Source organism: Meiothermus ruber DSM 1279 (genome assembly GCF_000024425.1).
Taxonomy (GTDB): domain Bacteria; phylum Deinococcota; class Deinococci; order Deinococcales; family Thermaceae; genus Meiothermus; species Meiothermus ruber.
The window spans coordinates 3,038,247-3,052,194 of record NC_013946.1; the positions used below are offsets into that span (position 1 = coordinate 3,038,247).

At 66.6% G+C, this 13,948-nt stretch carries 12 protein-coding genes and 1 CRISPR repeat array (1 of these 13 running past the window's edge); of the genes, 6 read left to right on the plus strand and 6 right to left on the minus strand.

Translation table 11 applies throughout. The features are described 5' to 3' along the window. Window positions 1-7: 7 nt before the first annotated feature. The 3 genes from MRUB_RS15090 to MRUB_RS15100 form a co-directional block, all read right to left on the minus strand. The gene (locus MRUB_RS15090; RefSeq protein ID WP_013015242.1) at window positions 8-613 is read right to left on the minus strand and encodes a GNAT family N-acetyltransferase; all 606 of its coding nucleotides are present in this window, start codon (window positions 611-613) and stop codon (window positions 8-10) included. Further along, a complete protein-coding gene (locus MRUB_RS15095; RefSeq protein WP_013015243.1) occupies window positions 613-2,784 on the minus strand; it encodes a primosomal protein N' family DNA-binding protein in 2,172 nt (723 codons plus the stop codon). Before MRUB_RS15095 ends, MRUB_RS15090 begins: the two co-directional genes overlap by 1 nt. Before the next feature lie 96 nt (window positions 2,785-2,880). Next, window positions 2,881-3,762 carry a GGDEF domain-containing protein gene (locus MRUB_RS15100; protein WP_013015244.1) on the minus strand — a complete coding sequence of 294 codons (882 nt, stop codon included), beginning with the start codon at window positions 3,760-3,762 and terminating at the stop codon, window positions 2,881-2,883. A 166-nt stretch (window positions 3,763-3,928) separates the two neighbouring features. Here MRUB_RS15100 and MRUB_RS15105 point away from each other — a divergent pair, with 166 nt between their 5' ends. After that, a complete protein-coding gene (locus MRUB_RS15105) occupies window positions 3,929-4,987 on the plus strand; it encodes an MFS transporter (RefSeq protein WP_013015245.1) in 1,059 nt (352 codons plus the stop codon). Between the two features lie 6 nt (window positions 4,988-4,993). Here MRUB_RS15105 and MRUB_RS15110 read toward each other — a convergent pair whose 3' ends face one another. After that, complete coding sequence (locus MRUB_RS15110; RefSeq protein ID WP_013015246.1) at window positions 4,994-5,608, minus strand: MBL fold metallo-hydrolase; 615 nt, start codon at window positions 5,606-5,608, stop codon at window positions 4,994-4,996. 35 nt (window positions 5,609-5,643) lie between these two features. After that, complete coding sequence (locus tag MRUB_RS15115) at window positions 5,644-6,330, minus strand: sulfurtransferase (RefSeq protein ID WP_013015247.1); 687 nt, start codon at window positions 6,328-6,330, stop codon at window positions 5,644-5,646. A 43-nt stretch (window positions 6,331-6,373) separates the two neighbouring features. Here MRUB_RS15115 and MRUB_RS15120 point away from each other — a divergent pair, with 43 nt between their 5' ends. The 4 genes from MRUB_RS15120 to meaB all read left to right on the plus strand — a co-directional run bounded on the left by MRUB_RS15120 (window position 6,374) and on the right by meaB (window position 9,064). Further along, window positions 6,374-6,961 carry a GNAT family N-acetyltransferase gene (locus MRUB_RS15120; protein ID WP_041654127.1) on the plus strand — a complete coding sequence of 196 codons (588 nt, stop codon included), beginning with the start codon at window positions 6,374-6,376 and terminating at the stop codon, window positions 6,959-6,961. 340 nt (window positions 6,962-7,301) lie between these two features. Continuing rightward, window positions 7,302-7,703 carry a hypothetical protein gene (locus tag MRUB_RS15125; protein ID WP_241476942.1) on the plus strand — a complete coding sequence of 134 codons (402 nt, stop codon included), beginning with the start codon at window positions 7,302-7,304 and terminating at the stop codon, window positions 7,701-7,703. A 30-nt stretch (window positions 7,704-7,733) separates the two neighbouring features. Further along, window positions 7,734-8,111: a RidA family protein gene (locus MRUB_RS15130; RefSeq protein ID WP_013015250.1), complete on the plus strand. Its 378-nt coding sequence runs from the start codon at window positions 7,734-7,736 to the stop codon at window positions 8,109-8,111. A 26-nt stretch (window positions 8,112-8,137) separates the two neighbouring features. Then, entirely contained in the window at window positions 8,138-9,064 is a 927-nt protein-coding gene (gene meaB, locus MRUB_RS15135) for a methylmalonyl Co-A mutase-associated GTPase MeaB (RefSeq protein WP_013015251.1), read from the plus strand. A gap of 5 nt (window positions 9,065-9,069) precedes the next feature. Here the strand turns inward: meaB and MRUB_RS15140 are convergent, their stop codons facing one another. Then, window positions 9,070-10,236 carry an aminotransferase class I/II-fold pyridoxal phosphate-dependent enzyme gene (locus MRUB_RS15140; protein WP_013015252.1) on the minus strand — a complete coding sequence of 389 codons (1,167 nt, stop codon included), beginning with the start codon at window positions 10,234-10,236 and terminating at the stop codon, window positions 9,070-9,072. Window positions 10,237-10,578: 342 nt separating this feature from the next. Here MRUB_RS15140 and MRUB_RS15145 point away from each other — a divergent pair, with 342 nt between their 5' ends. Further along, window positions 10,579-10,803, plus strand: coding sequence for a hypothetical protein (locus MRUB_RS15145; protein WP_013015253.1), 225 nt, complete (start codon window positions 10,579-10,581; stop codon window positions 10,801-10,803). 18 nt (window positions 10,804-10,821) lie between these two features. Next, a CRISPR array of direct repeats spans window positions 10,822-13,948; the repeat unit is 29 nt; unit sequence CGGTTCATCCCCGCGGGTGCGGGGAATAC (it continues 1,429 nt past the right edge of the window).

Below are 13,948 nucleotides of genomic sequence, written 5' to 3' on the forward strand. Positions count from 1 at the left end.
TGCGGCGCTAAAGCTTCAAGCCGTACTCGTAGCCCCAGGAAAAGGTCTGCAGGCGCGTAAACCCCATCCGCTCGTAGAAGGCCACCGCGCCCAGGTTGCGCCGGCCCACCCCCAGGTGCACGCCCGGCACCCCCAGCCGGCGCAGGCGCTCCAGAAACACCTCCATCAGCTTGCGGCCCTGCCCCTGCCCCTGGGCCCTGGGCAGCAGGTCGATGTGCAGGTGGGCCGGGTAGGTATCGGCCAGGCTCGAGGGCACATAGCCTTTGTGAATCAGGCGGATCATGGCGGCATCCCTGGAGGTATCGGCCTCGAGCGGCAGGGGGTACTTCTGTCGCAGGGGCGGTAGCCACACGCTCTCCATCCAGGCCGCGAACTCGAGGGAGTCGCAGCAGCCCAGCACGTAGCCGCACACCCCCTCGAGGTCGGTGAGCACAAAAACCAGGTCGGGCTCGTGAACGGCGTAAGGGGCCGCGTAGAAGTGGCCCAGCAGGCTGGCATCCCGGTATAACCCGCTGGCATCGGCCCCGCTGTCGCCGGTTAGCAAACAGACCCGGTAAAGCTGCGGCAGATCGGCCGGCTCATAGGGGCGGATGGCGAAACCCATGCCTTGCATCAGTCCTCCAGCAGTCCCACAAAGCTTTGCGGATCGGGGTCTATCCTGAGCCGCGCGCCGCGCACCGGGGGCAGGTTCGCCATCAGGGCCCGGACTCGCTCTTCGGAGCTTTTGAGCAGCAGGTGAAACACGTACTGGCCCCGCAGACGGGCCACAGGGGCCGGGGCCGGGCCCAGCAGCTCGCCTGGCTCGGCGCTGGCCTGGAGAAGCTGGGCTAAGCGAAAGATGGCATCGCGGGCCACCGGCTCCTTGGGGTGGGCCACCTCGAGCTTCACCATCCGGCTGGCCGGGGGGTAACCCAGGGTGCGGCGCAGGGCCAACTCAACCTCCATAAAGCCCTGGGGGCTGGCGGCCTGGAGCGCCCGGTGGGCGGCGTGCCCCGGCTCAAAGGTCTGCAACACCAGCAGCGGGCGGCGCTGGGGGTGCAGGTCGGTGAGCTGCCACAAAAGCCGGTGGTAGCGCTCAACCGCCCGAAAGTCGGTCTCGAGGACAAACCCATCGGCATAGGGCAGCAGCACCAGCGCCAGCTCGGGCAGCACCGGCCCCCGCAGAATGGCGGTGGTGCCCACCAGCACCCCCGGCTCGCCAGCCAGCAAGGGGCGCAGGTCGTCTTTGGCCTCGGCGGTGTAGCGGTAGCGGGGCAGGCTGGGAAGGTACCGCCCCAGGGCCTCCACAAGCCACTCCACCCCCGGCCCCCTGGGGTCGAAAACGTCGGACTGGCAGCTAGGGCATAGCTCGGGCGCTTTCTCCTCGTGGCCGCACTGGTGGCATTGCAAGAGGCCCAGCCGCCCGCTCTTGTGGTAGCGCAGGGGCAGGGCGCAGTTGGGGCACATAGCCTTCCAGTCGCACTGCTTGCAGCGCAGCACTGCGCTATAGCCCCGCCGGGCCGAGAGCACAATGGCCTGGCGCTTTTTCTCCTGCACCTGCTGCAACAGGGCGATGGCGGCTCCGGTCAGGGGCCAGCCCCGCTCCTGGTGCAGATCCAGCAGGTGCAGCCGCGGGTGGGGCGGGGGCAGCAGGTAGGATGGTTCGTCCCAGACCTCCAGGCTGTTGACGCTCGAGCAGTAGTGGATGGGCACCCCCAGCCCCTGGGCCCGCAGCCGGGCCAGCCGGGGCACGAAGGCCCTCGAGCCCCCCGGAAGCTTGTAGGCCTCGGCGGCCTCCTCCACCACCACGATGCGTTCCCAGTCGAGCGGAAGCAAGAGCCCCTGATAGGTCGCCAGCACCCACCTGGCCGCCCCCTGAATAAGCCTTCCCCACACCAAGCGGCGCTCCTCGGCTTTCATCTCGCCGTGTAAAACGGCGGCCTCGGGGAAGAAGGGCTGGCATTTTTTGAGCAGCGAGACCTCGGGAAAGAGCAGCAGGGCCGGGCCCTTTTGCACCAGGCCCGCCAGGGCCCGCAGCCGCTCCAACAGCCGCCCCCCCTGCAGCCGCACCGGCGACAGGGGCAGTTCCAGGGGCTCGAGCGCGCGCGCCGCAACGGCCTCGAGGGCCGGCGTTACCTCCACAAACCCGATATAGCCCTTCTCGAGCAGGCCCTTCACCACCCCCACCCCCACCCCGGCGGCTCGAGCCAGCGCGGCCATGCTCTCCACCTGGCGCAGGTCGCGCAGGGCATACCAGGCCGCTTTAGCCTTCTCGCTCAGGCCCTCCGCGGGTTCGCGCAACACCACCAGGGCCTGGGCCGGGGTGCGCCGCTCAGCCACCTCCTCCTGCAAAACCCCGGCCTCACGCAAAAAATCCAGCAGCTTGGGATCGAGGCCCTGGGCCTCCTGCCAGCCTGCGGCCAGGGCTTCCAGGCCTCCGGGTAGCACCGCCGGGTCGGCCCCGGGCACAAGCCGCACCCGGTGGGTAAGGGGGGGCTCGAGGAAGGGCAGCAGGTCGTTGAGCAAAACGCCCACCGCACAAAAGCTGTCGCGGGCGGCGGACAATAGAAACTCGAGGGCTGCAGGGTTCAGCCAGGGCTGCGCGTCGAGGTAGGCCAGGGCCTCCCGCAGCGCAAAGGCTTTCTGGGGAGCTTCTTCGCGCCCAACCACCACGCCCACCCGCAGCTCGCCGCGCCAGGGCACCACCACCCGGTAGCCCAGCACCTCCGCTCGAGGGTCGGCGTGCGGGGGCAGGTAGGTCATCGGCTCGAGCGGCAAGGGCAGGGCAACCTTCAAGACCCACATCCCGCCCAGATTACCCGAAGGCGCGGGGCCGGTGGCATCCTCCAACCCCTACGGGGTGCTGTTCCGGGGAACCCGCCGCGCAGTCGCCTAAAACCGCTAGGCCCTGGGCATCCCGGTGTGGATTTGCTGGGGCCGCCGGTGGCTTCGATACAGCAGCTCCTGGGCCTGGCGCAGGGCCTCCTCCAGGGTCAGGCCGTTGCAGGCCACCCAGACCACCCGGGCGTTGGCGAACCGCTGGCTCAGGCGCTCGGTCAGCTCGTGCCCGCTCACCAGTCCAATGTGCAGGCCGCAAAACAGGTGATCATCCATGCGGTATAGCCCATCCCCCTGCCGCACCGCTTCGCGCATAATCTGCCCCAGCTCCTGCAAAAGCTGGAGGTTCTGGCCGGTCTCCGGGAGCAGCCAGTAGGAGAACAGCAGCGGCTGGTCGCTGCGGCTGGCCAGGGCCTGGTAGCGTTCGTAGTCGACCTCGAGGGCCAGGCGCGTGCTCAGGCCGGTCTGGCGGTCGAAGAGGGCCACCTGGGATAGCTCCCGCTGGGTGACCTCGAGGTTGCGCACAGCCTGGAAAAGCGCCACCCCCACCAAACCCCCCAGGGCCCACAGCGGCCACACCACCCAGTAAGGCCCCGACTCGGGATGGGGTAGCAGCGCCACCAAACCAATCAGGCTCCCCAGCATTACCCAGGGCCCTCCAAACAAGGCCAGCGCGGTCAGGCCCAGGGTGGCCAGGGTGGCGACCGCGTAAAACATCACCTCCTGATTCCAGCCAGGCACGACCGCCTCCGGCTGCTGCACCGCCCAGACCAGCAGCCCCAGGGTTATCCCCAGGTGCGTAATGAGCGCTGGCTGCGGGTAGCGCTGGGTTAGCGACAGTATGATGGGGATGGTTCCAAGGTAGATCAGGGACACCCACCGGGCTGTGTCGGTGCCCACCACAAACTGGGTTAGCGCCAGGGCCCCCCCTCCGAATACGGTCATACGCCAATACAGCCGGTGGAGCCAGGATCCAACCGGTTCGAGCGGCTGCCACATGGGGCTATTGTAGAAAAACCTCCGGGCCGGATGCCACAGGAATGAGCGTTAAAACATAGATCGGCGTTACATCCAGGCCCCCCGCCCCGGCAGAACCGGATATGCTTTAGGCGTGGCCTGGGCCTTGCTTCCATCGGGCGCGCTGCTTTACGTAGCGCTGTATGCGGTGGTGCCCATGCTCCCCGGCCTGGAACGCCTGTTCGGCACCCCGCCCGGCAGCGCCCATTTGGGCATCAGCCTGCCCTTTGTGCTGCTGGTGCTGCTCTCACCGCTGGTGCCGCGCCTCCGCCTGCCGGCGGGTATGGTGATGGGCGGCGGGCTGCTGGGGGTGGGTCTGTTTGGCGTGCTGGCCGGGCTGGCGCCCAGCCTAGAAATCTGGACGCTCTGCCGAACCCTGCAGGGGGCCTTTGCGGCAGCCGTTCCAGGGCTTTCGCTGGCCCTGCTGCCCCGGCTGTATCCCCGCAAGCACGCCCAGATGGCCGGGTTCTGGGTGGCCGGCAATGTGCTGGGCGGGGGCCTGGGGCGGGGGCTGGGGGGACTGTTTGCCGAGTGGTTTGGTGAGCGCTGGGCCATGGTCTTGCTGGCCCTTCCGGTGGCCGTCATCGCCTGGGCGGTGCTGCGCACGCGCGACCGCCTGGCCCTGCCCGCACCCCAGTACACCCTGCGGGCCTGGCCCCTGTACACCCTGGGCTTCATTCTGCTGTTTCTGAACTTTTTTGTGACCAACCTGCTGCCCTACCGCCTCGAGGCCCTGGGGCTATCGCAGGCCCAGATTGGGGGGATATTTTTCGCCTACCTGGCCGGCATCCCCGGCAGCGCCCTGGCCGGGGCGCTGGTCAGGCGGCTGGGCGAGGTGCGGGCCTTCCGGCTGGCCTTTGGCCTGGTCACCCTGGGCCTGCTGGCGCAGTTGCCCGACCAGCCTTTGTGGATTCTGGTGGGGTTTGTGGCCATGATGGCGGGCATCTTCACCGCCCAGGCCATCGCCGGTGGGGCCTCGGGGCGGGGCGGCAGTGGGGTGAGCGGCACCTATGTGGCGGCGTTCTACCTGGGTGGGACGGTCGCAGGCCTGGTCTACCCGCCCTTCATCGGGCAAAGCCCCCTGTGGGGCCTCGAGGTGGCCCTGGGGGTCTCGCTGCTGGCGGTGCTGCTGGCCGGGCGGGCCCTGCGCTGACCCGGCTCAGCCTGCCAGGTAAGGGTTACTCGCCAGCTCCTCTGCAAGGGTGGTGGTGGGGCCATGCCCGGGGTAGACCACCGTTTCGGGCGGCAGTTGGACGACTCGCTGGAGCGAGGCCAACAACGCCTGGGGGTCGCTGCCGGGCAGGTCGTAGCGGCCGATGCCCCCACGGAAGAGCACATCCCCGCTCACCAGGTGGCCGGGCCGGTAGAAGCCCACATGCCCTGGGGCATGCCCGGGCAGAAACAGCACCTCGAGGCCCAGGCCAAAATCCAGGGTCTGCCCCTCGGCCAGGGGCTCGATGGGTTCGGGCGGCTGGGGAATGGAGAGACCCCAGCGGGCCGCACTCAAAGCTGCGCTGCGGTAGAGCGGCAGGTCGGCTGGGTGCAGGTAGACCGGTAGCCGCAAAGCTTCTACCAGCGGGGCCACCGCCCCCACGTGGTCGAAATGCGCATGGGTGAGCAAAATCGCCTCCGGCTTTAAACCCACCCGCTGCACCTCGGCCAGGATGCGCCCGGGCTCGTCGCCGGGGTCTACGATAACCCCCCGTCCGTCCTCGGCCACCAACAGATAGGTGTTTTCCTGCAAAGGGCCTACAGCCAAGCCATACACCTTCATGCCCTACAGCCTACAGGCAAATTCTGGCAAGGGCCTCAGGAACGTTCTACCGGCAGGTCGGCCTCGGCCTCCCACTCGAGCATGCTGCCCAGGTAGTTGCGGGCCTGCACCCCCTGCTGGCGCAGGAGCCAGAACGCGCTGGCGCTGCGGGCCCCGCTGCGGCAGTGCACCCCCACCGCCTGGCCGGCCAAAAGACCCAGGGCCCCGGCGTTGTCCGGGCCGAACGCTCCGAGCGGAATGTTTTTGGCCCCGGGAATCCGGGCGGTGGCAAACTCTTGGGGCTCGCGCACGTCCAGCAGAGGATACGGCAGACCGGCCAGGATTTCGTCAGCGGTGAGCAGGATCTCGCGGTTGAGCCGGGCCCAAGGCTCACCGGCCACCGGCTGGGCTGGGGTCTGCTGGGTGGCTCGAGGTTCCCATCCTTGCGGCCACAGGTAGACCTCGAGGCCCCCCAAGGCCAGCATGAAAGCGGTTTTGGTCAGGCGGGTGTTGAAGCCCAGGTCGTAGACCACCACCGGGCGGTGGGGGCCCGCCCCGATGCGGCCGTTGAGATCGGCCAGGGCTTGCTCGAGCTGCGCTAGCTCTTCCTCGCTGCGCAAGCGCCCGCGAAAGCCCGACAGGTCGAGGTTGATGGCGCCCTCGAGGTGGCCCTGGGCGTACTCAGCCGGGGAGCGGCTGTCGATGAGCAGCGCGTGGGCAGGGGGATCGGCGGAGAGAATCATTGCTAGATTGTACCGGGCCGGCCCCCTGTTTATGCTGAAAAGCATGAACCTGCGCGTGGATGTTTTCTCCGGTGCCGAGGTGGCCCCCTTCATCCCCGAGCTGGCCCGCCTGCGCATGGCGGTTTTTCGGGAGTGGCCCTATCTGTACGAGGGGAGCCTCGAGTACGAGACGCACTACCTAGCCAAGTTTATGAACCTCCCCGAGAGCACCCTGGTGGTGGTGCGGGACGGCGAGCGGGTGGTGGGGGCCTCCACCGCCCTGCCCCTTGCCCAGGCCGAGGTCGAGTTCCGGGAACCCTTCATAAAGGCCGGGCTGAATCCCCAGGACTGGTACTACTTCGGGGAGTCGGTGCTGGAGCCCGCGTATCGGGGCCGGGGGCTGGGGGTGGCCTTTTTTCATCACCGGGAGGCGCGGGCCCTCGAGCTCGGCTACCGCCGGGCCACCTTCTGCGCCGTCGAACGCCCCGCCGAGCACCCCCTCAGACCCGCCGATTACGTGCCGCTGGACGCCTTCTGGCAGCGGCGGGGGTTTAGCAAGCGCCCCGACCTGGTCTGCCAGTTCACCTGGCGCGACCTCGGCCAGCCCCAGGAGACCCCCAAACCCATGGTCTTCTGGGTGAAGCACCTCTAATGCAAGCCGCATGAATTGACAACCGTTTCACATTTGGGCTTTTGAAAAATATCCCGTCCCAAACGAATAAAACCCCTGCCTCCTTCTGGGAAACACCCAGATACCCACAAAGTTATCCACAGGCCAGGCCGGGTTATCCACAAAGTTATCCACAGGCCCGCCCCTTACATGAGGAAAAAGTGAAGCAAAGCCCAAGAACTGTCTGAGTTTTCCTGGGCCTTCCTTTCAGTTGCTTAATGACCCTGGCCTATAGCATGATTGGGTATACGGGTTGCTTATGCCAGCATCGGATGCCATTCGAATTGAGCCAAGACCATTTTTGCGCATGGTGGCTGGTCTTTTGAACCGATGCCCCTCCTGGGTGGCCTCGCCAACCCCAGACCAGAACTATCTCCTGGCCCGCTCGCCCGTAGGAACCCGGTATATATTCCAGGTACTCTCTCACCTGTCGGCCCTGGACAGCGCCTTGCAGGACGTGTTAAGCGCCAGGCAAGCCCACCGGGCCGAGGGCGTTGTTTTGATTCTGCTCGACCAACCCCAGGGCGCCTCGTTCAGCGAGCTGGCCCAGGCCCACGGGGTGCAGCTATGGACCCTGGCCGACATGGACTACCTGGTCATGGCTGCCGACCTCGAGTCCAACGCCCCCCTGGCCCACCTGGGCCTCCACACCCAGCAGTCCAGCGCCACCATCACCGCCCCGCCCGCCGCTGCCGGGGCCTCTAGCACCACCTCCCAGGGCTAACCCACCCGGCTTGTGGTATAAGCTGTGGGTATGAGTCAGCAGCGCGTACAAACCGATCAAGCCCCTCAGGCCATCGGTCCCTACAGCCAGGCCATCGTGGCCGGTGGGTTGGTGTTTTGCTCAGGCCAGATTCCCCTCACCTCCTCCGGCGAGCTGGTCGCGGGGGATGTGGAGGCCCAGACCCATCAGGTCATGAAAAACTTAGGGGCGGTGCTCGAGGCCGCCGGAAGCTCGTATGCCAAGATAGTGCAGACCACCTGCTACCTGGCCGATATGAACGACTTTCCGGCCTTTAACAAGGTCTATGCCGAGTACGTGCGCGAGCCCTTCCCGGCCCGGGCCACCGTGCAGGTGGCCCGCCTGCCCCGCGACGTGAAGGTGGAGGTGGCCTGCATCGCCCTGCTGTAGGGGCCTGGCCGCGATACACTAGCCCCATGAACCTCTACGAGCGCTTTCTGGCCCAGGACGTGCGGGCCCTGGCCCGGGCCATCACCCTGGTGGAGTCGGGCTACCCCGAAGGGCAGGCCTTGCTGCGGCAACTGCGGGGGCGCGGCCAGGCTAAAGTGGTGGGCCTGACCGGCAGCCCTGGAGCCGGCAAAAGCACCCTCACCGACCGGCTGATCGAGGAGGCCCGGCGGCGGGGCGAGCGGGTGGCGGTGCTGGCGGTGGATCCCAGCAGCCCCTTCACCGGCGGGGCCATCCTGGGCGACCGCATCCGCATGATGCGCCACCACCAGGATAAGCAGGTCTACATCCGCTCGCTGGCCAGCCGGGGGGCTTTGGGCGGGCTGGCCGGGGCCACCGTGGCCAGCCTGACGCTTCTGGAGGCCTTTGGCTTCGACCGCATCTTCGTGGAGACGGTGGGGGTGGGGCAGAGCGAGGTGGACATCGCCCGCGTGGCCGACACCACCGTGCTGATTCTGACCCCTGCGGCTGGCGACGCGGTACAGGCCTTCAAGGCCGGGGTGATGGAGATCGCCGACGTGTTCGTGGTCAACAAGTTCGACCTGCCGGGCGGCGAGCGCATCGTGCAGGAGCTTAAAACCACCCTGGAGCTGGCCGCCCCCCGCCCGGCGGGCTGGAAGCCGCCGGTGCTCACCGCCATCGCCCCCAAGGCCGAGGGCATCGCGGAGCTGTTCGAGGCCCTCGAGGCCCACCACCAGCACTTGCAGCAACACAACCTGCTCGAGGCTCACCGGCTCGAGCGCGCCCGCTTCGAGGTGGAGAGCGTGATCCAGGAGTGGGGCCGCCGCAAAACCCAGGAAGGCCAGGCCCTCATCGCCCGGGTAGCCCGGGGCGAACTCACCCCCGAGGAGGCCGCCCTGCAACTGCTGAGCGGGCCCCTGGGCGTTCAGGTCTAGCTGCTTCAATCTGTAACCACACTGCGCATGAAGGCCCCGATCTGCTGGGCCGCCCGGCGCAGCACCGCCTCGGGCTGCACCAGGGCAAAGCGCACGTACCCCATCCCACCCGGCCCAAAGGCCCGCCCCGGCGCAAGGGCCACGCCGGTCTGGGCCACCAGGGCTTTGGCAAAGGCCAGGTCGTCCAGGGCCAGGCTGGAGGGCAACCGGGCCCACAAATACATCCCGGCCTCGGGGAGCGGCACCGCCCAGCCCTGCTGGGCCAGGGCCTCCACCATGGCTGCCCGGCGGCGGGCCCAGGTCTGGGCGTCGGCCTGCAGGCGGGCCTGGGGTACAGCCAGCGCGGCCATGCCCATGCGCTGGATGCCCAGGTACTGGTTGAAGTCAATGGGGGCTTTGAGGGCTTCCAGGCTGGCGATGGCCTCGGCGTTGCCCAGGGCAAAACCCAGCCGGAAACCGGCCAGGTGGTAGCTTTTGGAGAAGCTAAAAAGCTCCACCACCCGCTCCCGCCCCCCCGGCAGGGCCAGGGGCGAGGGGGTGGGTTTCAAGGCCTGGTCGAGGTAGGGGTTGTCGTGGATGAGCAGCAGGTCGTAGCGGCGGCAGAACTCGAGCGCCTCCGCAAAAAATTCCTCCGAGGCCAGGGCCGCGGTGGGGTTGTTGGGGTAGTTGAGCAGCAGCGCCTTAGCCCGCCGGGCCACCGCCTCCGGCACGACCCCCAGGTCGGGCAACAGGTGCTCGCCCAGCGGCATCAGGTGAACCTCGAGGCCCGCCACCTTGGCCGCTCCAAAATAGGAGGGGTAGGCCACATCGCACATCAGCAGAACCTCGCCGGGGTCGGCCACGGCCATCAGCAGATGGGCCAGTCCCTCCTGCGAGCCAATCAGGCTCAGGGCCTCGCGCCGGGGGTCGAGCTGCACCCCGTAGCGCCGGAAGTACCAGTCGGTGGCGGCCTCGAGGAAGGGCAGGGTGCCCGACTTGAGGCAGTAGCCGTAGCTCGAGGGGTCGTCTATGGCCTGTTTGAGGGCCTCCAGGGCCTCTGGGGGCGGGGGCAGGTCGGACGCCCCAATCGAGAGATCCACCACCTCGAGGCCCTGGGCGCGGGCCTCGGCCTTGGCCCTGTCCATCTCCAAAAAAACCCCTCCGCCGGTGGGGGTGCGGCTCGAGCGAAACATATGGGTTCTACCATACCGCAAACCGCTCAGTGGTAACTCGAGTGGTTTTCCAAACAGCCGGCAACCTAACAATACGCCTGTGCGCAGCTCAGGAGCTTCGACCCCTCCTGGTTTGCTATAATGTAGGGAGTGCCCGGGAGTTTACGTGACAACTAACAAGCCAGCCGTCGCAACCCTGAACGACCACCATCTATTCGTTTTGGCGCGATGGCTGTTATACATAGGAAGAGTTTGAGCAGCTCTGGCTGTAACCAATCGAGGCTTCTGGCGGAGATTACGAGGCACTTAATGCGGTGCGTATGTTGAACCCGAAGACTGGTTTCTGAACAGCTTGAGGTAGTTATGGCTCCCCACCCGATATCCGAACTGTACGACGAAATGTACATCTTGTACCGGGAAGGCCGCTATACCCGCGAGGACTTTGAGCGGCTCTGGCCGCAAATGGTGGAGATTGCCCGCAAAAATAACGACTGGGATTTGCTGAGTACAGTTCGGCTGCTTACTCCCCAGGAGTGGCTCCGGGATGCGTGGCAGAAGGTGCTAGCTGAAAGCCGCGCAGGTACGTAACCAACAAAGGCTTCATTTCCGTTCATCCCCGCGGGTGCGGGGAATACGCGGTGGGCAACGAGCAGGGGTGGGCGCTCAACGGTTCATCCCCGCGGGTGCGGGGAATACCAGAACCCAGTCTCAAAGTAGTTGCCATCGAACGGTTCATCCCCGCGGGTGCGGGGAATACCGATGTCGTCCACGCTCAGTGCGGGGGCATCGCGGTTCATCCCCGCGGGTGCGGGGAATACGGAGTCGGGCCGCTTTGTTCTGGTGCCCACGCCGGTTCATCCCCGCGGGTGCGGGGAATACATGTGGTTCCAACTTCTGTCCTTCTCCCATAGCGGTTCATCCCCGCGGGTGCGGGGAATACTCGAACTGTTCAAACGCTGAGCAAATATCGGTCGGTTCATCCCCGCGGGTGCGGGGAATACACTGTGGATGGCTCCCGTGATCTGCGGGGTGCCGGTTCATCCCCGCGGGTGCGGGGAATACTCATGTGTAGGAGACAGATACGAAGTATCTGTCGGTTCATCCCCGCGGGTGCGGGGAATACGCTTGTCTTCCACCACAGAAGCCTTTGCAATCCGGTTCATCCCCGCGGGTGCGGGGAATACCCCTCGGATTTTGCGCGCCGCACGATGGCCGCCGGTTCATCCCCGCGGGTGCGGGGAATACTTCAGGGCCCCATTCCATGGCCGCTTCTTGCCCGGTTCATCCCCGCGGGTGCGGGGAATACGACTGCCGCATTGATGTTGTCGCAGGCCATATACGGTTCATCCCCGCGGGTGCGGGGAATACCTGGGGCTGGGTGCGGTTACCCCCAAGCTGAGCGGTTCATCCCCGCGGGTGCGGGGAATACCGGTGGTTGACCCGCACCGTCCAGGTGCGGGTCGGTTCATCCCCGCGGGTGCGGGGAATACATGAAATGCGTATGCCGCTGCGTCGACCATGTCGGTTCATCCCCGCGGGTGCGGGGAATACACCAACGCATGGCCGCTATACGACTACGCCATCGGTTCATCCCCGCGGGTGCGGGGAATACGGGGAAAAGGCCAAAGCCTGGTTGCGCTCAAAGCGGTTCATCCCCGCGGGTGCGGGGAATACGGCCCCCAGGCCTGGGCGGGCAGCCTCTGCTCGGTTCATCCCCGCGGGTGCGGGGAATACGATACATCGTTCGCCGAATCGCGGGGGTGGGGCGGTTCATCCCCGCGGGTGCGGGGAATACGAGTCTCTTGGGGAGAAAGCAAAAACCAGGGACGGTTCATCCCCGCGGGTGCGGGGAATACCACTGGTGGCCGGGAGTATGGACACAATGTCGGTTCATCCCCGCGGGTGCGGGGAATACTCCACCGCGCCATCGGCTATATGCAGGCCTACCGGTTCATCCCCGCGGGTGCGGGGAATACACAACGAAACGCACTTCGGCGTCACCGAGTGTCGGTTCATCCCCGCGGGTGCGGGGAATACCGGCCAGCAGCGGCGATTGCAGCATCGAAAAGCGGTTCATCCCCGCGGGTGCGGGGAATACACCCGACGCACAAGCTCAGGCGGCAGCTTGACCGGTTCATCCCCGCGGGTGCGGGGAATACGGGGCGACATGGGAAAAGGGAAGTGAGCCCACCGGTTCATCCCCGCGGGTGCGGGGAATACGCGTGGGCCCGGGGGAAGGGGGATTGAACCCTACGGTTCATCCCCGCGGGTGCGGGGAATACGACGGCCACCATCTTTGAACGGCAGGTGGCCCGGTTCATCCCCGCGGGTGCGGGGAATACATTACATGGTAGCGCGCCATTGTGTAATGTCCACGGTTCATCCCCGCGGGTGCGGGGAATACGCCGAGGGCAAAAGACGGGCTTCCCTACCTGACCGGTTCATCCCCGCGGGTGCGGGGAATACGTAGCGCTCCATGTCCTTGGTGTGATCGTTTTCCGGTTCATCCCCGCGGGTGCGGGGAATACTACGAGCGCTGGGGGACGAAGGGGCCGCCCTACGGTTCATCCCCGCGGGTGCGGGGAATACGGCATCATCTAGGGGGCTAGACGTGCTCGAGTACGGTTCATCCCCGCGGGTGCGGGGAATACGCTCGAGGCGGGCCCGGTCATCCGGTTCAGCACGGTTCATCCCCGCGGGTGCGGGGAATACACTGCCCAAGCGTGACAAAAAAGGACGCTTCACGGTTCATCCCCGCGGGTGCGGGGAATACTTCACCAAGCAAGCCTTGCACAACCTGCGCGGCGGTTCATCCCCGCGGGTGCGGGGAATACTGTGGCCTGATACCGTGTGGCGGCATCCTCAGCGGTTCATCCCCGCGGGTGCGGGGAATACTCCTCTACCCCCCTGGTGGTACGTCTGAGACCCGGTTCATCCCCGCGGGTGCGGGGAATACGCGCGCTACCCGCCAGGTCATGCCAGTTCCCTCCGGTTCATCCCCGCGGGTGCGGGGAATACTGGGGCCCCGCCGATTGGGCCGATGCCCTGCGCGGTTCATCCCCGCGGGTGCGGGGAATACGCGCACGGCCAACCGGCTCAGCACCGGGCGCAGGGTTCATCCCCGCGGGTGCGGGGAATACGCAGCACGTCTTGGACGTGTACTGCGGTGGCACCGGTTCATCCCCGCGGGTGCGGGGAATACGCATTTCGCGATGGGCTCCGCGCCGATGGCTACGGTTCATCCCCGCGGGTGCGGGGAATACGAGGGCCCTGTCCAGGCCCAGCGCCAGAATGACCGGTTCATCCCCGCGGGTGCGGGGAATACCCCTGCTAAAGTGGGAATCCGGATATTCATGCGGTTCATCCCCGCGGGTGCGGGGAATACCTCGCGCATGGAGAGGGTCAGGGTCAGGCCGTCGGTTCATCCCCGCGGGTGCGGGGAATACGGCAACCCCCACAAGTCCCGAGGCGGCGCAGAGCGGTTCATCCCCGCGGGTGCGGGGAATACGGGCGACTTCTCGATCGGGACTTCGCCCCATCCGGTTCATCCCCGCGGGTGCGGGGAATACCTCGAGGGCCGGGTTGCTGAAGCCGATGTCCACCGGTTCATCCCCGCGGGTGCGGGGAATACAAAGACCCTCGGTCTGGACGTAGGGCTACAGGACGGTTCATCCCCGCGGGTGCGGGGAATACGGCGTACTCCTGGCCGAAGATCAGGCTTAAGACGGTTCAT